This is a genomic window from Pedobacter sp. W3I1, from assembly GCF_030816015.1.
Lineage (GTDB): Bacteria > Bacteroidota > Bacteroidia > Sphingobacteriales > Sphingobacteriaceae > Pedobacter.
Window position 1 is genome coordinate 2912007 of record NZ_JAUSXN010000001.1, and the last position, 19773, is coordinate 2931779.

Annotated in this window: 10 protein-coding genes and 1 riboswitch; of the genes, 7 read left to right on the forward strand and 3 right to left on the reverse strand. The window is 39.4% G+C overall.

Annotated features, from left to right (window positions below):
- Positions 1-43 precede the first annotated feature (43 nt).
- Positions 44-628 carry a TlpA disulfide reductase family protein gene (locus tag QF042_RS12140; protein ID WP_307528652.1) on the forward strand — a complete coding sequence of 195 codons (585 nt, stop codon included), beginning with the start codon at positions 44-46 and terminating at the stop codon, positions 626-628.
- A gap of 3 nt (positions 629-631) precedes the next feature.
- Positions 632-2308, forward strand: coding sequence for a trypsin-like peptidase domain-containing protein (locus tag QF042_RS12145; protein ID WP_307528654.1), 1677 nt, complete (start codon positions 632-634; stop codon positions 2306-2308).
- A 1214-nt stretch (positions 2309-3522) separates the two neighbouring features.
- Here the strand turns inward: QF042_RS12145 and QF042_RS12150 are convergent.
- The gene (locus QF042_RS12150; RefSeq protein ID WP_307528656.1) at positions 3523-4791 is read right to left on the reverse strand and encodes a peroxiredoxin; all 1269 of its coding nucleotides are present in this window, start codon (positions 4789-4791) and stop codon (positions 3523-3525) included.
- A 137-nt stretch (positions 4792-4928) separates the two neighbouring features.
- Positions 4929-5035, forward strand: a riboswitch (SAM riboswitch).
- Between the two features lie 325 nt (positions 5036-5360).
- On the opposite strand from QF042_RS12150, the gene QF042_RS12155 reads away from it, so the two are divergent.
- On the forward strand, positions 5361-8528 hold the full coding sequence (locus QF042_RS12155; RefSeq protein ID WP_307528657.1) for a SusC/RagA family TonB-linked outer membrane protein: 3168 nt from the start codon (positions 5361-5363) through the stop codon (positions 8526-8528).
- A gap of 11 nt (positions 8529-8539) precedes the next feature.
- Positions 8540-9976: a SusD/RagB family nutrient-binding outer membrane lipoprotein gene (locus tag QF042_RS12160; RefSeq protein WP_307528660.1), complete on the forward strand. Its 1437-nt coding sequence runs from the start codon at positions 8540-8542 to the stop codon at positions 9974-9976.
- A gap of 251 nt (positions 9977-10227) precedes the next feature.
- On the opposite strand, the gene QF042_RS12165 is transcribed toward QF042_RS12160, so the two are convergent.
- Entirely contained in the window at positions 10228-10428 is a 201-nt protein-coding gene (locus tag QF042_RS12165; RefSeq protein WP_307528662.1) for a YtxH domain-containing protein, read from the reverse strand.
- Between the two features lie 235 nt (positions 10429-10663).
- The gene (locus QF042_RS12170; RefSeq protein WP_307528663.1) at positions 10664-11566 is read right to left on the reverse strand and encodes a tail fiber protein; all 903 of its coding nucleotides are present in this window, start codon (positions 11564-11566) and stop codon (positions 10664-10666) included.
- Positions 11567-11856: 290 nt separating this feature from the next.
- Here QF042_RS12170 and QF042_RS12175 point away from each other — a divergent pair, with 290 nt between their 5' ends.
- The 3 genes from QF042_RS12175 to QF042_RS12185 all read left to right on the forward strand — a co-directional run bounded on the left by QF042_RS12175 (position 11857) and on the right by QF042_RS12185 (position 19763).
- The gene (locus QF042_RS12175) at positions 11857-12879 is read left to right on the forward strand and encodes a GntR family transcriptional regulator (protein ID WP_307528665.1); all 1023 of its coding nucleotides are present in this window, start codon (positions 11857-11859) and stop codon (positions 12877-12879) included.
- A gap of 1701 nt (positions 12880-14580) precedes the next feature.
- On the forward strand, positions 14581-17832 hold the full coding sequence (locus tag QF042_RS12180; protein WP_307528667.1) for a TonB-dependent receptor: 3252 nt from the start codon (positions 14581-14583) through the stop codon (positions 17830-17832).
- On the forward strand, positions 17832-19763 hold the full coding sequence (locus tag QF042_RS12185) for a RagB/SusD family nutrient uptake outer membrane protein (RefSeq protein WP_307528670.1): 1932 nt from the start codon (positions 17832-17834) through the stop codon (positions 19761-19763). The genes QF042_RS12180 and QF042_RS12185 overlap by 1 nt, the downstream gene beginning before the upstream one ends.
- Positions 19764-19773: the final 10 nt, after the last annotated feature.

The following is a 19773-nucleotide window of genomic DNA, read 5'->3' on the forward strand; positions in this document are numbered from 1 at the left end:
GTATGGCCTGTAAAATGGCCTTATTGTTTTACCCTAAAAGAATATGAAACCTATTATCAGGCTTTGCCTGTTTATGTTGAGTGTAATTGTATGTACTTCGCTTCGGGCGCAATCTCCTGCGAATAAAGCAGCTGCTCTTCACCACAAACTTCTCGCAGAAATGATTGCAATACCTGCACCCAATTTTACCTTAAAAAACCTTGACGGCAATGTGGTATCGCTAAAGGATCTAAAAGGAAAAGTAATTGTGCTCGATTTCTGGTCGACATGGTGTGTACCCTGCAAAAAATCTTTTCCGGCGATGCAGCTTGCCGTTAATACCTATAAAAATGATCCTTCAGTAAAATTTTTATTTATCCATACCTGGGAAACCACCAAAACACCGGTTGAAGATGTAAAAAAATACATGGCTCAATCGGGTTTTAATTTTCAGGTGCTAATGGACCTGAAAGATGAAGCTGGACGTAATGCTGCGGTTGAAGCTTACGGCGTAAGTGCCATCCCTGCAAAATTTATTATCGATAAAGCAGGCAATATTGTATTTAAACTCACTGGGTTTACGGGAACCGATGCCGATGCACTCAAAGAAATTTCTGAGCGGATTAACCTGGCAAAAAATCATAAATAACAAATGAATAATTCCATAAAGGGAATAGTAGTAACGATAGTTATGCTCCTCAGCTTAAATGCTGTGGCCCAGAAAAAACAGGTTGCCAAATTCCAGAAAACCATTGCCGAAGCCGTAAAAAAAGCATATCCGGCGAGTGTACGGATGTGGGGTTTTGATGTGCAGCAGAACCAAAGAACCAGTGGCCAGTTTAGTGGGGTGGTGGTTAGTGCCGATGGTTATATCCTAACCGCTGCACACACCATTTTGCCTGGTAAAAATTATAAGGTTTTTTTTCCTGATGGCCGCGAATGCATCGCGCTGGCCCTTGGTAAAATAGAAAATAAAGAGACGCCAGGCATTCCAGATGTGGGCATGATGAAAATTACGGATAAAGGTACCTGGCCATTTGCAGAAATAGGTTATTCAGCGAGCTTGCTTAAAAATGAACCTTGTATCAGTATTTCATATCCCGAAACTTTAAATCAAACGCTGCCAACCTTAAGGTTAGGAAATATTGCAGAAGTGAAAAATGAATATGGTTTTATCCGCTCCACCTGTAAAATGGAGCCTGGCGATTCTGGTGGTCCTTTATTTGATTACCATGGCCGTGTAATTGGTTTGCACAGTGCCATTGATGTTTCGGAGGACATGAATTTTGAAATCCCTGTTGACCTTTACCGCCGATATTGGACAGCCCTAAACAGCGAAAGGCTTTATACCGCTTTTCCCGAAAAGGTGGATGAGGTGAAAGTAGACCCGTTGTCTTTGGTTCTGCAAAAGGAAAATAAACAAAAGGCATTACACCCTGATTTTGATGTGCCCACCCTTAGAAATAGCTGCTTTTCCATCAAAAGTGTGATAAAAGGCAAAACTCAGGAGATTAATGCCAGTTTATTAAATGTTAAAACATCAAGTGGAGTTAAAAAACAGTTTTTACTGAGTAAAAACACGATGATAGGTGAAGAAGCCCAGTGTTATATTAATGGAACCGCCATGCCGATTAAGCTAATTGGAAAAGATCAGGAAAACGACCTGGTTTTATTTGAGCTTGAAAAACACATAAATGGTGGAATTGATTTAAATATTTCTAATCGCGATACTGTTGGAATAGAGATGGGTAAACTTCTTTATAGCATTGATCCCGCTGGTAAAGTAATGCGAAGTGTTGTAGGTAGTTCACTATTTAATTTACCAAAAATTAACAGTCAACCTTATTTGGGTGCAATGGTGGTGTACAATTCGAGTCCAGTCCAGTTTTCATTAATCAAAGAGGGCAGCCCGGCAGAAAAAGCAGGTATAAAAGTGGGCGACGAACTGATCAGTATCAATGGAAAGACTATTAAAAAAGCAAATGAATTTGCGCCAGAAATATTGAAATATTGGGCAGATGATGAGGTTTCTTTTGAATGGGAAAACCCTTCAGGGAAAATGAAGAAAACTTTTAAACTGGACGGACGAGGGCAATCGGTCTTTAACCATCCCGCAGAAAAATTTGAAGGCGGAAAATCTGAACGAAGAGATGGGTTTAATGCTGTTTTTACGCACGATGCGGCGATTAAACCGAATGCATGCGGTTCGCCCGTTTTCGATTGGGAAGGAAATTTTTATGGCATTAATATCGCCAGGTTCAGCCGGACGACGACGGTGGTGATTCCGAAGAAAACAATAATAGATTTTGTTTTGAAGATAATGCAATAAATATCTTCCTAATCTTGTCCAAAAATAAATGTCATTCTGAACATAGTGAAGAATCTCTAGCTAAAGAGAGTCTGGACAAAGACTTTTCTATTGAATAAGTCTGTGTTAAAAGATTCTTCACTGCGTTCAGAATGACAACTATGGGATAGAAAAGCGCATCATGTATGCAATTACTTCCACAAAAAGATAGAAGCGGAAAGAAGGACTGTCTAAACCGAAGAGTGCTAGACTTGCTTTACAAAAAAAACGAGACTTTATACATTTGTTTTTGGAGCGCAGCGCCAGTGCATCTATTAAAGTCTGTTCCCGTGCTTCGCTGTATCCCTCCGCTGCGCTTCAGGGATGCCGCTATGCCCGGGGCTAAACACTCTTTTTCTGCAAGGAATCTGATGCACGATCTGTCATCCTGAGCCTGTCGAAGGACCTTTTTTAAATTAACCCGCTTATTCAAAATCGGTCGTCATTCCCGCGCAGGCCTATCGTGTGGACACGTCTTTTTTAAGAATTGTTTGGGCATCATGCTAGCTGGCTTTAATAAACCACAGTCTTTACCGAAGGACGCCGTCAATCCCAAGTGGCGGGAGAATCAAAAAAACAGGTGCAGAATAGAATAAATTGCACTTACAAACCTTAAACGCAGTGGTTTTGTGTTCATTAGCACTGAATTCAAGTTTAATATAAATTGAACACAAAACGAAGTGCCACTGTTTTTTTGATGAGCGTGGGCGGTGAGAAGCCACATTGCTGGATTGACAAAGCGCTTTGGGTACTTTGGCGCTCCAAAGTACCATGCCCCCGCGGCAAAGAGCGGAAAAAATCAACATTTGTCCCCAAATTATTACTTCTGAAGGAATCAGGACCAGTTAATAGTGGGAAAGATGCTGAAATAAATTCAGCATGACGATCGCCTTAGGAATATGTGCTTAGAACAAATACAGGCTGGTGTAGATGTGTTCACACGATAGGCGCAGGCGGGAATCTTAAAGCTCATTGCATTAAGATTATCTGCGATGAGCACTTCGTGGTTCCCAATCATTTACCAATGACAGATTTTAAATTGGCGTCATCTCGACCGAAGCAAATGCGGAGTGGAGAGATCTTTGGACGATGTTAAAAAATCTCTCCACTACGGTCGAGATGACGATTTTTCTATTGCTAAGACCCTGAAATAAATTCAGGGTGACGATCGTGTTAAGAACAATCGATAAGATAAATTATTTCTTCAACAATGTGTCAATCTCCGTATTAAATTCTTTCACAAATTCATCATAAAATTTGCCGGTGGCCGGGCCATTAAAACCAGTATGGATTTGTGCTACATTACCCTGTTTATCGATGATTATTGTGGTTGGGAACGATAAAAAAGAATCGAGTGCAGGCAACGATTCAGATACCACTTGTTTATCGGCAGTGCCTGCAATAACCTGGTCGTATTCAATTCCAAAACGTTCGCGGAAACGTGTCATCACCTTTTTTGCGTATTCAGGTTCGGTGGAGCGCTCGTAATGCAACGCAATAATTTCTACTCCACGTTTCTTGTTTTCTTTATACCAGGGCGCTATAAAAGTAGCTTCGTCAACACAATTTGGGCACCAGCTTCCGGTGATGGTTAAAATCACCACCTTGTTTTTGTACTTTTCATCCTTTAACGAAATCTTTTTGCCGTTGATATCAGGAAAGCTAAAATCAAGTGTTTTGTATCCTTTTTTGAGGTAGGTGAGTTTATAGGGATCGGGTAGGGCAGCATCTTTATTTTTAGTTCCCGTAAAAGGCTGACTGCCCCTTGCGCCTAAAATTTCACCCCTTAACGAGCCATCTGCCTGGAAAGTTCCTTTGTAATAGGCAGGAGAGGAGCCAATAAAGCTCGAAAGTTGGAATTCATTTCCTTCTACAACACCTTCCAGATAGCGCGAATCGCCGGTTACGCGGAGAAAAGTACCCGTAAGTTTGTTCCCCGTCTGCTTAAATAAACCGACTGTTTTTTCTTCTTTGCCATTTGGCGATGTAAAAACCACATCATAACTACCAGAATAGTCTGCTGTTGCAGGTTTATCTGTTTTAAAACGGTAATTTTTTCGTTCAGCAATAATGACCAAAGGTTTGCCTGCTTTATCTTGTTTTCTTAAAACACCCGTTAATTGGTCACCATCTATAGCAAATGCGAGTTCGTTATCAAACTGATCCAGTTTTACGAAAAGTGAATCGGATGTTTGTTTTACAAGGCCACCTTCGAAACGCTCTTCAGCATTGCGGAAATATAATTTCTGCTGACCGCTTTTTTCGCTGATCTCGAAGTTGAAAGGAATTTCTAATCCTTCCTTTACTTTAGCTATTCCACGCCAGTTGCCGAGGGCAACAAATGCTTTTTGTTTTTTCCCTTGAAGCTTTGCCGCCTGGTTATTTGCTAATGCAACATGTTCCTGAGCGTAGGTAAAAGTTATTGATATGGCCAATATGGCTGTTAAAATGGATTTTAATTTCATTGGGATGTGTATTTGTCGACTAAACTAGTAGACAAAGATATGGATGTAATTGCCAAAGAAAAAATATTTCAATAAAATTCTATAAAAACTATAGGATAAATGGAATAAGTTATACCTTTGCCCCAGTTATTTTAAAATACTTATCAAGAAAGGCGGAGGGAATGGCCCTGTGAAGCCTTAGCAACCATCTAATTTTTAGAAATGGTGCTAATTCCATCTCAGATGAATCTGGGGTAGTTAAGTCAGTTGTTTGCGTTATCCTTATCAAAAATATATGGAGCACTTCTGATTTAAGGGGTGCTTTTTTTTTGCCCTGAATGCGTTCTTGAAATTAAATATGCATTAAATAAAATCATTCAAATGAAAAAGACAGATGAGCTGAAATCCATTGAAATAAACCTTAACACATGCTTCCGAATGCGTGGAGCCTGTTAAAATTGCTCCGTTTTAACAGGCTTTTTTAGACTAACCATTCCATTATTTTTTTTTAAAACAAAACACGTTTTTGTCGTGGTGGAATTGTTTTGCCCAAATTATTATCCCTTTTAACTAATTATTAACTACACAATATGTTTAAAAATTTAAAATCAATAGCGTTTATCTTTCTGCTCTTCATGGCACAAAAGCTTTCCGCTCAAGATGTCACGGTTACCGGAACGGTAAAGTCGGCAGATGGCGAAACACTCCCAGGTGTTTCCATTTTAATAAAAGAAACCAAACAAACAACCATTTCAGATGGGAAGGGTGCTTTTTCAATTCATGCACCAGATAAAGGCACATTAGTATTTTCTTATATCGGTTTTAAGAGTCAGGAAATACAAATCAATAAAAATCCTGGCCCGATTTCGGTCATTCTTCAGTCGAGCGATAATGCGCTGGATGAAGTAGTAGTTACAGCATTGGGTATTTCGAGGCAGAAGAAATCGCTGGGTTATGCGGTTCAGGAATTAAAAGGACAGGATTTGGCTGAAGCCAAAGAATCTAATTTGGTGGATGCACTTGCCGGAAAAATTGCAGGGGTGCGTGTCACCAACAGCCAGGGGAGTATGGGTTCATCACGTGTGGTCATCAGAGGTGAAACGTCTATTGCCGGAAATAACCAGCCTTTATTTGTGGTTGATGGGATTCCGGTAGATAATTCGCAGTTAAATTCGGCTGGGGCAAGAGATTATGCCAATACCATTTCAGATATCAATCCTGAAGATATAGAATCAATGAGTGTGTTAAAAGGACCAAACGCTGCGGCACTATATGGTTCGAGGGCTGCAGCCGGCGTGATCTTGATCAAAACTAAAACAGGTAAATCGAAAAAAGGAATTGGTATCGAAATCAATTCGAATGCTGTTTTAGAAAGCCTGCTTACTTTGCCAGTTTATCAAAATGCCTTCGGGCAGGGGTCAGAAGGTCAGTTCAGTTATGTAGATGGTGCTGGTAAAGGATTAAATGATGGGGTAGATGAAAGCTGGGGACCAAAATTAGACGGAAGATTAATTCCACAGTTTTTTTCGAAAGGTGTAGCCGTTCCGTTCGTAGCACATCCAGATAACGTACGCGATTTCTTTCAAACCGGATATGCATTAAATAACGGTGTATCTATTGCAGATGCTAACGAAAAATTCGATTACCGCTTATCATACAATAACCTGAAACAAGTTGGTATTGTGCCCAATTCTGGTCAGGGAAAAAATGCTTTCGTACTAAATACCACTTTACGGATTACTCCTAAGTTAAGTATAACCGCTAACGCAAATTACAGTAAACTTGCTTCTGATAATTTGCCAGGTACAGGCGGTTCAAGATCAACCAGTACCATGTTACAGTTTACCTGGTTTGGCCGTCAGGTTGATATTAACCAGTTAAAAGACTATTTGGACGAGAATGGAAAAACGTTTAACTGGAACAATAACTATTATAGCAATCCTTATTGGGTCGCTTATGAAAATACGGTTTCGCAAAACAGAAGCAGGATTATTGGAAGCGTAGCCCTTAATTATAAAATTATTGACGGACTTAATTTTAATTTCAGATCAGGAACCGATTATTATAACGACAGGCGTAAAATCAGAATTGCTTATGGCACCAACGGAACGCCTTTTGGTTCTTATACCGAAAGTGCATTTACCGTTAACGAAAACAATACCGATGCCACGCTGAACTTTAACAAGCAGTTAAATGATGATTTTAGCCTGGAGTTATTGGGTGGTGGTAATATCCGCAGGCAATATATAGAACAGAATGATCAAAGTGCACCAAAGTTAGCCGTTGCAGGATTGTATACCCTAAAAAATTCACGCGACCCGTTAACATCTTCTAATAACTTATCGCGCTTAAAATCGTATAGTGTGTATGCGTCAGGTCAGATTGGTTTTAGAAATTATCTTTTTGCCAACATTACGGCAAGGAACGATTGGTCGTCTACTTTGCCGGCACAGAACAGATCTTATTTTTATCCTTCATTTAATGGAAGTTTCATAGCTACCGAAGCATTCGATATTAAAAGCGAAACACTTGATTATTTGAAAATACGCGGAGGTTGGTCTAAAGTAGGTAAAGATGCCGATCCTTATCGTTTGATCAATACTTATCCATTTAGTGCACCATTTAATGGAAATCCTCAGCTTAATATCAGTAGTATCGACCTTAATCCTAATCTTAAACCCGAAACCACTACATCCTCAGAACTTGGGGTTGAAGCTGTTTTCTTTAATAAAAGGTTGCGTTTAGATGTAAGTGCTTATAATACCAATAGTTACAACCAGATTTTGGCGGTTGATGTAAGCCAAAGTACAGGCTTTAGCTCTAAATTGCTTAATGCCGGGAAAATCAACAATAAAGGAATAGAAGCACAATTGGGCATTACTCCGGTAAAAAAAGCCTTTACCTGGGATGTTAATGTGAATTTTGCAGCCAACAGGAGCAAAGTAATAGAACTGGACGCTGAAAAATTATTGACTAACTATGTTGTAGCTACCAATTCTGCTCAGGTAATTGCTACGGTTGGACAACCTTATGGATCATTGTTCGGAACAGCCTTCTTAAGAGATGGTAATGGAAATATCATTGTTAATGCTACAGGAGCACCGGCTACAAATCCGACCAAACAGGTTTTAGGTAAATATACACCAGACTGGATTGGTGGAGTATACAATACTTTTAGTTATAAAGGTATAAGCCTAGGTGTGTTGGTTGATGCCAGTATTGGTGGTTCTATTTACAATGGCACCTATGCAACAGGTACTTACACAGGCGTGTTAGCTTCTACCTTGCCAGGAAGAGCTGCAGAATATGGAGGTATATCCTATTATTATCCTGACAATGATAAAAACAAAGGAACGGTGAGGGTAAATGGAGCTGCCCCTGCAGGTGTAACGGTTTATGATGATGGGATGGTTTTTGATGGCGTAACAGCTGATGGTAAACGCAATGAAAAAGTGTTGCCTGCCCAGCAATATTATAAATCGTTCCGTACCATTGATGAATCTAATATTTTCGATGCCTCTTATGTAAAACTCCGTGAAGTAAAACTGAGCTACAACTTGCCGGCAAAATGGATCCGTCCTTTAAATCTACAGGGCGTTTCCGTTTCACTTGTTGGCCGTAACCTGTGGATCATCCACCGCAATGTAGTTGATATTGATCCTGAGGTTGCCTTTAATACCGGAAACGGCCAAGGCTTAGAAAGTCTTTCTAACCCAAGTACACGCAGTTACGGTATAAATCTGAATGTTAAATTTTAAATATGTCCATCATGAAAAATAATAAACTATATATACTGGCCATTTTAACATTGGCATTTTCATCTTGTAAAAAAGAGCTTGATGAAGTAAACATCAATCCTAATGCAACAGAGATTCCACAGATCGATTATTTACTTACGGGTACCACTAAAGTTACCGCCGATGCCTATTGGGGCGTAACCAATAATATGAATTCGAGCCTGCTTTTTACACAGCAATGGGCAAAAGTACAATATACCGAAGAAGACCGTTTTATCTACTCCAGCAGTAGCTTTACGTCTTTATGGGCAACAGGTTATGCGCAGAGTATTGCGGGCTATAATAAAATCATCGAACTGGCCGATGCACAAGGCAATCCAAATTACAAAGGGGTGGCCCTGGTTTTACGCTCCTGGGTGTTTTTATTGCTTACTGATGCCTATGGCGATGTTCCATATACCCAGGCCGGACAAATCAAACAGTTTATCACACCTGTTTACGATAAGCAAAAGGATGTATATTACAGTGTTTTAAACGACTTAAAAACAGCTCAGACATTTTTAGATCCTGCCTCGGGAAAAGCTGTTGTTGGAGACATCGTATACGGTGGCAATATTGCCTCATGGAAAAAATTTGCTAATTCTTTAAGGCTTCGTATCGCCTTGCGTATTGCTGATAAGGAACCTGTTAAAGCAAAGCAGGTAATTGATGAAGTACAGGCCGAAGGAGGTAGCTATATTAGCAGCAGAGCAGATATTGCCCAGGTGATTTACAGCGATTCGCCACAGCAAAATCCGGTGGCTGCTTCATTCGAAACCAGGGAAGATTACCGCATTAGTAAAACCTTAATAGATAAATTGTTTAGCTTAAACGATTTAAGATTACAGGTTTATGCCAGTAAAACTGCTAATCCTACGCCGCAAAATTACGTTGGTATTCCAAATGGCTCAACAAACTCAGAAGCGAGCAAAATAGGATTGGCAAACTCTTCAAGACCAGGTGCTTACTTTTTAGCACCAAAAGCACCAGCAGTAATTTTTAGTTACGCCGAACTGCTTTTTGATAGGGCTGAAGCCGCTGCAAGAGGCTTTACGGCAGAAAATGCAGCTGACCTATATAAACAGGCCATCAGGGCGTCCTTTGATCAATACAGTATAGGTGGAAGTGCCGTTGAAGATTATCTAAATCAGGCTTCAGTACAATATGATGCAGGTAATTATAAAAAATCAATCGGCGAGCAAAAATGGATTGCCTTATTTGGGCAAGGCCTGGAGGCCTGGGCGGAGCGGAGAAGATTAGATTATCCGCAGTTAACTGCTTCTGTAAATACGGTGCTTAATGGGCAAATTCCGGTACGTTTTATCTATCCAGGTACCGAGCAATCATTAAACGGACAGAATTATAAAAATGCCGTCAGCAGCCAGGGAGCAGATTTATTAACCACCAAACTTTGGTTTGATGCTTTTTAATGCATTCTTAACTATCGTGATGTCAGATGTTACCATCTGACACTAAAACAAAAAGAGGCTGTATCATAAGTTGTGATTCCATTCAAACTTGTCACGTTGAGCTTGTCGAAACGCTTTGCGAGGCATTTAAACGGGTCCTTCGACAGGCTCAGGATGACAATCTATATTTATGATACAGCCTCTTTTGTTTTCTAAAATATCTAAAGAAAAAGGTACCTCTGGGATAGAGCTTCCTTATTTCTTCCAGGTATTCATCTAGCTAAGTCTTCAGCAGCATTGCTTGCCCTGGTTTTCAGATCTTCGGTATATCCTTTTGCTTTCTCTGCCCATCCTGGAGCCTTATCTAATAACTCATCAACTATCGATTGTCCGGTAATTGGATCTTTCTTGGTGATATATTTTACGCCAGCATAAACTGCGGCGCCAATAATTGCTGTTTTTAAAATTCCCATGTTCTTTTCTTTTTTTATTAGTTAAACATTTTGAGATCGTTAAAAGTTTTAGACAATTTCCAATACCGATTGTTACACAGTTGGCATGAAATGGAGGAAAGCCGAGGATGATATACATGTTGGAGCGTGCATTAGGTATATCCTAAACAAAAATTCTCTAAATTCCCCTATTAGGCAAATGGTTATCAAAACAACCATTTTGATGTTAAACAACAATAGTATTTATGGTTAAATACTAATTGTTTATTTGCTTTGCAAGTTTATCAATTTGTTGTTGTAAAGATTGGTTAACTTTTTTCTGTTCCATCAATTGATTGTCTTTTTCTATTAGATATAAAGTTAGTTCCTCAACTTTCTTTAATAGCTTAATATTCATATTACCGAGGTTTAGTCCTTCTTTTTCCATCTGTACTGCGGACGGAATTTCTGGCAAGTGGTGGTTCTTAACAATATAATCTTTAATTTCTGCTAAGGTTATTAATTTATAATCGTCGTCAAATACATAGTCTGGACCAGGCACTTGTAAATCTACCTTCACTTCTTGGGTATGGATAGTACCCTTAACGGTTAATTTAGCATCAGGATGACTTGTGCCAATGCCTACATTACCGCTTGTTACTGCAAATGTGGCTCCTTGGGTAGAATTGAATCCATGAGTTAAAGTTAAAACATTTACATCTGTTGAACCAGCCTCAGCATTTATTGTTGGATTTGTTATAAAACTTGGTATATTCATATTCATCCCGCGCCCAGAAATATAAATCACCCCAGGAACAGTCGCAGAACTAACATGAATATCAAGATAAGAGTTTGCAAGGCCATCGCTACTAATTCTCACTTGGTCCACGCATCCATTATTATAGCTAGAATAGCGTGTTTGCTGTATCGAACCACCAACCCGCCATCCTCCAATATTATATTGAAATTCTACATCAGTTACCCTATTATCGTAATTGCCCGTTATCTGTATTGTTCCTCCTTGGAAACCAACTTCGGTTATTCTGTACCAACCTATGGCCGTTGGTGTAAAGCTTACTGATACATCGACAAACCTATTGTAAGTTTTTGTTTTGAAATTGGTTGCGTAAGAATAGCAGCTTAATAAAGTAATTACTAATGTTAATAGTGTTTTTTTCATAATAAAGAGTTTAATTTATTTTACGGATAGGATAAGAAGTCTGATTTAAATTTCGATCGAAAATTTTTTTGTCATACGTTTAAATGTCTTCTTTTTCACGCAAGCCCCAAATATAATATAAATCATGTCATAACTAAGTTCTACTTAATGCTTTTTTTACCCCTGTTAGACGACGTGCATACGTATCGGAATTGAGTCGAAGAAATTAATTTTTACAGATTATCACCATTAAATTTATATATTTCGACCAAATTAACTTCCAGTAAATCGATTAAACCAAATATTGCTGCATGAATAAAGAAAAGCTGTTCATTGAAATCAAGGATTTGAGCATCATAAATTCTTTATCGAAACACGAACAACTTGTTCAGGGAATCATCAATGGCTTAAACCATAAACTGATTGCTAAGGGAGATATTCTGCCTTCGGTTAACGAAATGATGAGGGAAACAGGTTTTGCCAAAGAAACCATTGGCAAAGCATATAAAGAACTGATCAGCCGGGGGATTTTAGAATCGAAAAACAGAAGGGGTTATTTTGTGGCTACCGATGATACTGAACAGCACCTTAAAGTTTGTTTACTAATTTATGCATTCGATACCTTTCAGGAAACTTTTTACCAGAACTTCCGCGACCATTTAGGCGAAAATATTCAGGTTGATGTATACTTCCACCACAATAATTTAAGTGTTTTCGAATCTATTATCAACAGCAATAAAGGCCAGTATGGTTTGTATGTTATTGCACCGATAGAAAGTAACGAAGCCAAAGAAATATTAGAACAGTTACCAAAAGAAAAACTCCTGATTGTGGATCGGTATGTAGCGCTGAAAGGCGAATATTCATACATTGTTCAGGAGTTTGAGAAAGCTTCATACGATGCTTTTTTGCAATTGGCACCCCGGATAAAAGAATTTTCGGAGTTTGTTTTCTTTTTTAAACCTTCATCTGCTGAGCCCAATGAGGTGCTGGTTTCCTTTAAACGTTTCGTAAAAGCGTTTAAGATTAATGGTGTAATTAAAAATAGTTATAAATCTGGCAGTATTGCGCCCGGTAAAGTTTACTTCACCATCCACAACCTCGAACTTTGGGAAATGTTAAAAGATGCCAAGGTAAAAGGCTTAAAGGTGGGCAAAGATTTAGGTATTCTTTCGCATAATGATGATAACGTTAAAGAGATCATATTTGACGGGATTACCACATTTTCAATCGATTTTGCGCATATGGGCCGTTTGGCAGCCGAATTTGTACTCAGTTTGAAACCCATTAAACATATCATGGAGAATAAACTGATCAGGAGGAATTCACTTTAGCAAACTTCGTAACAACAGCTGTTCAATTCACACTGTCCATTTTTCTTACTGCTGCGATTTCTTATTCAAAAACTTAGGAGGCGGTGTAAATACATCAAGAGCTATTTATTTGAAAACGAACGGTTTGTAGTGCTTAACTTGGGTTCTGTCCTGCCATCCGCTTTACTCCGTTGCACTACGTGTTCGCTGCTGTCAGGTTTATAACCGAATGGCTTGTTCCTGATATGATGCCAAAAGCATACAGACTTTGTTGATAAACCCGATCGCAGTGGTTCTGGTTCTTTACCGAAAAATCGGCACTGAATCAGCACCAGAAGTAACGGAGAGCGGGACTGAAGACCTCCAGGAGCACTGAACTGTTCATTTATCAATGTTTTTGATTTGAAAACGAACGTGCTGTAGTTCTTGGCCTTTGTAGTCCTGCCATCCACTGTAGCTCCGATAGAAGAAATCAGAGGCTGCCGTTCCTGTCAGGTTTATAACCGAACATTTTGCTCTGGTATGTTGCCACAAGGACCAGTACTTTGTTACTAAACGCGATCGCAGTGTCCCGACGTAAAGTCGGGAGAGAGAGCGGGACTGAAGACCTCCAGGAGCGTTGAGCTGTTCACCACCTAACTTAAATAACATGAGTTTTGTATATTTTTATCTGACTATCAGTTTGTTATAAAATATTGCGTCATTGTGAGGCTGGATATGAGCGAGCCGAAGCAATCTATCATGTATTTATTATCAAAAAGGATTGCTTCACTCTTACGCAAAACCCTTCCTTCAGTTCGCAGTGACGAAATTAAGACCCAAAACTCACGTTAAATATTAATGTTTTTGATTTGAAAACGAACGGTTTGTAATGCTTAGCTTGGGTTCTGTCCTGCCATCCGCTTTACTTCGTTTCACTACGTGTTCGCTGTTGTCAGGTTTATATCCGAATGGCCTGCTCCTGATATGGATGCCAAAAGCATACAAACTTTGTTGATAAACCCGATCGCAGTGGTTCTGGTTCTTTACCGAAAAATCGGCACTGAATCAGCACCAGAAGTAACGGAGAGCGGGACTGAAGACCTCCAGGAGCGCTGAACCGTTCATTTCCTAATTATAAGCGTTAATATTCTTGATTCGAAAACGAACGCGCTGTAGTTCTTGGCCTTTGTAGCCCTGCTATCCGCTTTACTTCGTTGCACTACGTGTTCGCTGCTGTCAGGTTTATAACCGAATGGTTTGTTCCTCATATGACGCCAAGAGCATTTATCTTAAATTACTTTCCCTTGCCATAATGAAGGCGCAGTTCTTTTTCCATGCTTCTTATCTATCTGCTAATCCTGTTTTTTTTCTTAAACGATTTATTTTTAGAAAGTTGGAATATTAATTTTTTTGTTTATAATTGTAATCGAAAATAGTAGGATAGGATAGGATAGGATAAAATAGTCATTTACTTGCGTTTCAGCGCTTTGTTTCTCTTTATAGAATCTGAAATAAGTAATGAGCTGATAATTGTTCCAGTCCCGATACATTTTCATTAACCAAATAACCCAACAATATGAGAAATTTTACAAATTACTTTAATGGAGAGCAATTTCCTTCTTTTATGATCGCTAAATGGCGACCATCAGATCTGCAACATCTTAAAGGGCATTAATATCACTGCCATTTATAATCTACCTCAAATAGTTTTAATTCAATCATTTAAAAGCTAATTAGCAAATGAAGCAATTATTTTTGTTTTGTGGGCACTTATCGGTGTCCAACAGGTTAAGAAATGCAATGATATTGACGGGTTCGATTCTTGTATTCTTCCTGATTTTTATGCCCAACAAAGGTTTTTCTCAAACGGGAAAGAAAACCATTACGGGTAAGGTTACAGATACACTTGGGGTAGGGCTGCCTGGTGTAACTGTAGCAGTTGTAAATAAGGTTAATGTGGGTACACAGACCGATAATAATGGAAAGTTCGTACTTGATGTAACACCGGGAGAAATACTTAGATTTTCTTACGTAGGATACCGGGAGCAAAGGGCGACGGTTGGTGCGGCTAATGTGCTGAACATTAAATTAACGGAAGAGAATATGCTATCTGAAGAGGTAGTAATTACCGCCTTAGGACAGAAACAACGTAAAGAAGCATTGGTAGGTTCTGTTACAACGGTAAAAGTAGGCAACCTTAAAATACCTTCAAGCAATTTAACCAATGCACTTTCTGGTCAGATTGCCGGGGTAATCGGTTATCAGCGCAGCGGACAGCCCGGTCAGGATAACTCGCAGTTTTTTATCCGCGGGGTAACTACTTTCGGTTACAAGCAGGATCCGTTGATTTTGATCGATAACGTAGAGTTAACGAGTTCGGATCTGGCACGTCTTCAGGTAGATGATATCGAAAGCTTCTCTATCCTTAAAGATGCAAGTGCAACTGCCTTATATGGTGCAAGGGGCGCGAATGGCGTAATTTTAGTCAGCACCAAATCGGGTAAGGAGGGTAAAGCCAAAATAAGCTTCCGATTAGAAAATTCTGCTTCCCAATCGGTAAAGAGCCTGCAACTTGCTGATCCAATTACCTATATGAAGCTTTTTAACGAAGCTGCAATTGGCAGAGGCATGGATCCCATGTTTACACCTAATCAGATTATTAATACACAGGCTACAATAAATAAAAGTCCAGGTTATAACGAATATGTTTATCCTGCTGTAGATTGGCTAGATATGCTGTTTAAAAAACGCACCAGCACACAACGGGCCAATATTGGCATTAGCGGCGGTGGCGGTGTTGCCCGCTACTATATTGCAGGTTCTTACAATTTAGATAATGGGATACTTAAAGAGGACGAGCGGAATAACAACGATAATAATGTGAAATTCCGTAATTACCAATTGCGCTCCAACATTAATATCGACTTAAGTAAAACAACCGAAATGGTCGTTCGCCTGTCGGGTAATTTTAGTGAATATAATGGTCCTTTGGCAACAGATGGTGGTTTTTCTACCGATTTATATAATATTGCGGTACACACCAGTCCCGTTTCCTTTCCCGCGTTCTATCCGGCCGATGCCGCCAATCAAAATGCACAACATATTCTATTTGGAAATAGAGGTGGTGCAGGTGTAAACAGTATTTTGGATAATAACCCTTACGCTGCAATGTTACGTGGACATAAAAATTCGTCCGAGTCGCGTATGTCGGCACAGTTTGAAGTCAATCAAAAATTAGATTTTTTTACCGAAGGCCTTTCATTTAAATCTATTTTTAGTACCAACAGGTACTCTTATTTCGATTCGCAAAGAGCATACTCTCCATTTTATTATAATATTGGTTCTTACGATAAGCAAAGCAATACCTATGTTTTAAACTGGCTTAACTCGTCTGTAACTGGTGGTGCACCGAATATCGCACAAGAATACCTGTCTTATAATCCTGGTAATACCAATATCAATACTTTTTTATATGCACAGGCATCAGTTAATTATGATAAAGCTTTTGGTAACCACAATGTTAGCGGAACATTAATTGGTACGGCACAACAAACCGTTTACAGTAACGCCAGTTCGTTACAAAATTCGCTCCCTTACCGGAATTTGGGTTTAGCCGGACGATTAACCTATTCATATAGAAGCAGATACTTTTTAGAATCTAATTTCGGCTATAATGGGTCTGAAAGGTTTTCGGAAGACCATCGTTTTGGTTTTTTTCCAACCATTGGTGCCGGATGGGTTCTTTCTAACGAGAAATTTTGGACCGGTGGAATCGCCAATGTGGTTAACCGTTTAAAATTAAGAGGAAGTTATGGTATTGTGGGTAATGATGCCATTGGGGCACAACGTTTCTTTTATATCTCAGAAGTGAATTTAAATGGAGGAGGCAATTATGCTCAATTTGGGTTTAATGGCGCCGCTAACCGCAGTGGCGTATTCATAAACAATTACGAAAATAAAGATGTTACCTGGGAAACCTCACAACAAACCAATTTAGCATTAGAAGCTACACTTTTCAAAAACTTAAATTTAATTGCCGAGGTATATAACAACTATCGCTACGATATTTATATGGGCCGTGCCAACCTGCCTAGCACGCTTGGTTTAGAAGCCAGTGTAGGAGCCAATGTTGGTGAGGCCAGATCTCGAGGGGTCGATTTATCGTTAGATTATAAGTTTAATGTGAATGCATTTTCTTTCGCCGTACGCTCTAATTTAACTTTTGCCAAAAACAAATACATTAACTACGAAGAACCACAATGGGCAGAGTCTTACCGTTACACCACCGGCCAGCCCATTAGCAGAAACTATGGATACATTGCCGAACGCCTGTTTGTTGATGATAAAGAAGTACAAAACTCGCCAACACAGATTTTCTCTGCAAATGGTAAAGCACCACGCGCCGGCGATATTAAGTACCGCGATTTAAATAACGATGGTAGAATTGATGACGCTGATAAGGCTTATATCGGTTTCCCTCAATCGCCAGAAGTGGTATATGGCTTTGGGTTCAGTTCATCATACAAAGGTTTCGACCTTTCTGCCTTTTTTACCGGACAGGATAGAATGACCTTCTTTATCGACCCAACGCGGGTAAGTCCTTTTGTTCCTAGCAATCAGCAATATATTTTAGGCAATACTCAATTGCTGAAAGATTTTGCAGATAATCACTGGTCACCAGAAAACCAGAATTTATATGCGCTTTATCCAAGGCTTGCAGTTAACTCTGCCGATTTAGAAAATAATGCACAAACCAGTACCTGGTGGATGAGAAATGGACGTTTAATGCGGCTAAAATCAGTAGAATTCGGATATACCCTGCCTCAGCGCATTTCTACAAAAATAAAGCTGAACTCCTGCCGGATTTATTTCAACGGGCTAAACCTGCTTACCTGGAGTCCTTTTAAAATGTGGGACCCGGAGCAAGGCGGAAACGGTTTTGCCTATCCAATACAAAAGGTATTTAATGTTGGTCTTAACGTAACCTTATAATGAAAACGATAAAAAAATATTTCAAATACAGTTGCATTCTTTTAATGCTTTGCAGTTTTGTATCCTGTAAAAAATACCTGGATGTAACGCCTGATGATATTGGTACACTTGATTATGCCTTTAGAAACAGAAACGAAGCCGAAAACTACCTGTATTCGTGTTATGCTTACCTGCAACGGATGAATGATGTGGCCTCAAACCCAAGTTTTACCACTTCATCAGAGCTGATTTATTCGAATACACTTGATAATTTTCAAGGTTTTAACCGAACAGGCTTTAATTTATTAAGAGGGACACAAACAGCTGCAAAGCCTGGACTAAATACCTGGGATGGAGAAGAAGGAAGTTATAGTCTTTGGCGCTCCATCAGGATCTGTAACATTATGCTTGAGAATATCGATAAACCTATTGATTTAGGTGCTACAGAAAAGAAACGCTGGACCGCAGAAACCAAATTTTTAAAGGCCTATTATCATTATGTGTTATTTAAAATGTATGGCCCAATACCGCTGATTAAAACCAATTTAGCCATAAACAGTGCAACAGATGAGGTAAGGATAAAAAGAGCACCGGTAAATGAAACGGTAGATTATATCATTTCACTACTGGATGAGGCTATTCCTGATCTGCCTGCGGTTATTACCAGTCAGGCAACGGAGTTGGGCAGGGTAACCAGTGTAATTGCACTTTCGGTAAAGGCTGATGTATTAACTACAGCGGCAAGCCCACTTTTTAACGGCAATCCCGATTATGTGAGTTTTAAGGATAAAGATGGCGTTAGTCTTTTTCCTGCAGCTTACGACGCCCAAAAATGGAAGAAAGCTGCCGATGCTGCAAAAATTGCCATTACCGCTGCCGAAGCACAGGGGATTAAATTGTATACCTTCAATTCGCCATCAACAGTGGGCAAATTATCCGATTCGTTAAAAAGAGAATTAGATGTGCAGAATGCTGTAGCGGAAAGATGGGAGTTGAATTCTGAAATCATATGGGCATCAAACCCTGAGTTTAACTATCAAGGATTTGCTACGCCAAGACTTACGGCAAAATCTGCTGTCAATAATTTTTCCAATCCTTCTACTTTTTCGGCTCCAATAAATACACAGGAGCTATTTTATACCGTTAATGGTGTGCCGATTACTGAAGATAAAACCTGGGATTATGCCGGCAGGAATACGATTAAAGTTGGCGACAATGCCAGCAGATATTACATTCAGCAGGGTTACGAAACGATAAAAGGTCATTTTGCCCGCGAAACCCGTTTCTATGCAGATATTGCTTTTGACGGAGGTATTTGGTTTGGAAATGGAAGGAATAATCAGGATGATCCGGCCAATCCTTTGTATTATGTATTGGCAAGAGGTAGCGGATTTGCGGCGCCAAGTGATAACATCAGGTTAAATATTACCGGTTATTGGCCAAAGAAACTGGTAAGTTATGCCTCTGTTTATGATGATGGTTTTCAACCTTCAGCCTTCCGTTTGCCATTGATCAGACTGGCAGGGTTGTATTTATTATATGCAGAGGCATTAAATGAAGTGAATGGACCCACCGCAGAAGTATTTACTTATGTTGATAAAGTAAGGCAAAGGGCTGGTTTACAAGGTGTACAAGCCTCGTGGACAAATTTCGCTAAAAATCCAAACAAGTTTAATACCAAAGAAGGGTTGCGACAGATTATCCATCAGGAAAGAAGAATTGAGCTTTGTTTTGAAGGCCAGAGTGGCTGGGATTTAAGAAGATGGAAAGAACTTCAGGCGGTGCTAAACAATCCGATACAAGGCTGGAGCATCAATAATGCAGAAGCGATAAATTATTACCGCCCAACTACACAGTTTATTCCGGTATTTGGTTTGAAAGATTATTTGTGGCCAATTAAAAGCTACGATCTGGTGGTTAATCCAAACTTAGTTCAAAACCCTTATTGGTAGTTTAAAATAT

Coding starts and splice junctions, on each gene's coding strand:
- QF042_RS12140 (WP_307528652.1), top strand. CDS start 44: ATGAAACCTATTATCAGGCTTTGCCTGTTTATGTTGAGTGTAATTGTA.
- QF042_RS12145 (WP_307528654.1), top strand. CDS start 632: ATGAATAATTCCATAAAGGGAATAGTAGTAACGATAGTTATGCTCCTC.
- QF042_RS12150 (WP_307528656.1), bottom strand. CDS start 4,791: ATGAAATTAAAATCCATTTTAACAGCCATATTGGCCATATCAATAACT.
- QF042_RS12155 (WP_307528657.1), top strand. CDS start 5,361: ATGTTTAAAAATTTAAAATCAATAGCGTTTATCTTTCTGCTCTTCATG.
- QF042_RS12160 (WP_307528660.1), top strand. CDS start 8,540: ATGAAAAATAATAAACTATATATACTGGCCATTTTAACATTGGCATTT.
- QF042_RS12165 (WP_307528662.1), bottom strand. CDS start 10,428: ATGGGAATTTTAAAAACAGCAATTATTGGCGCCGCAGTTTATGCTGGC.
- QF042_RS12170 (WP_307528663.1), bottom strand. CDS start 11,566: ATGAAAAAAACACTATTAACATTAGTAATTACTTTATTAAGCTGCTAT.
- QF042_RS12175 (WP_307528665.1), top strand. CDS start 11,857: ATGAATAAAGAAAAGCTGTTCATTGAAATCAAGGATTTGAGCATCATA.
- QF042_RS12180 (WP_307528667.1), top strand. CDS start 14,581: ATGAAGCAATTATTTTTGTTTTGTGGGCACTTATCGGTGTCCAACAGG.
- QF042_RS12185 (WP_307528670.1), top strand. CDS start 17,832: ATGAAAACGATAAAAAAATATTTCAAATACAGTTGCATTCTTTTAATG.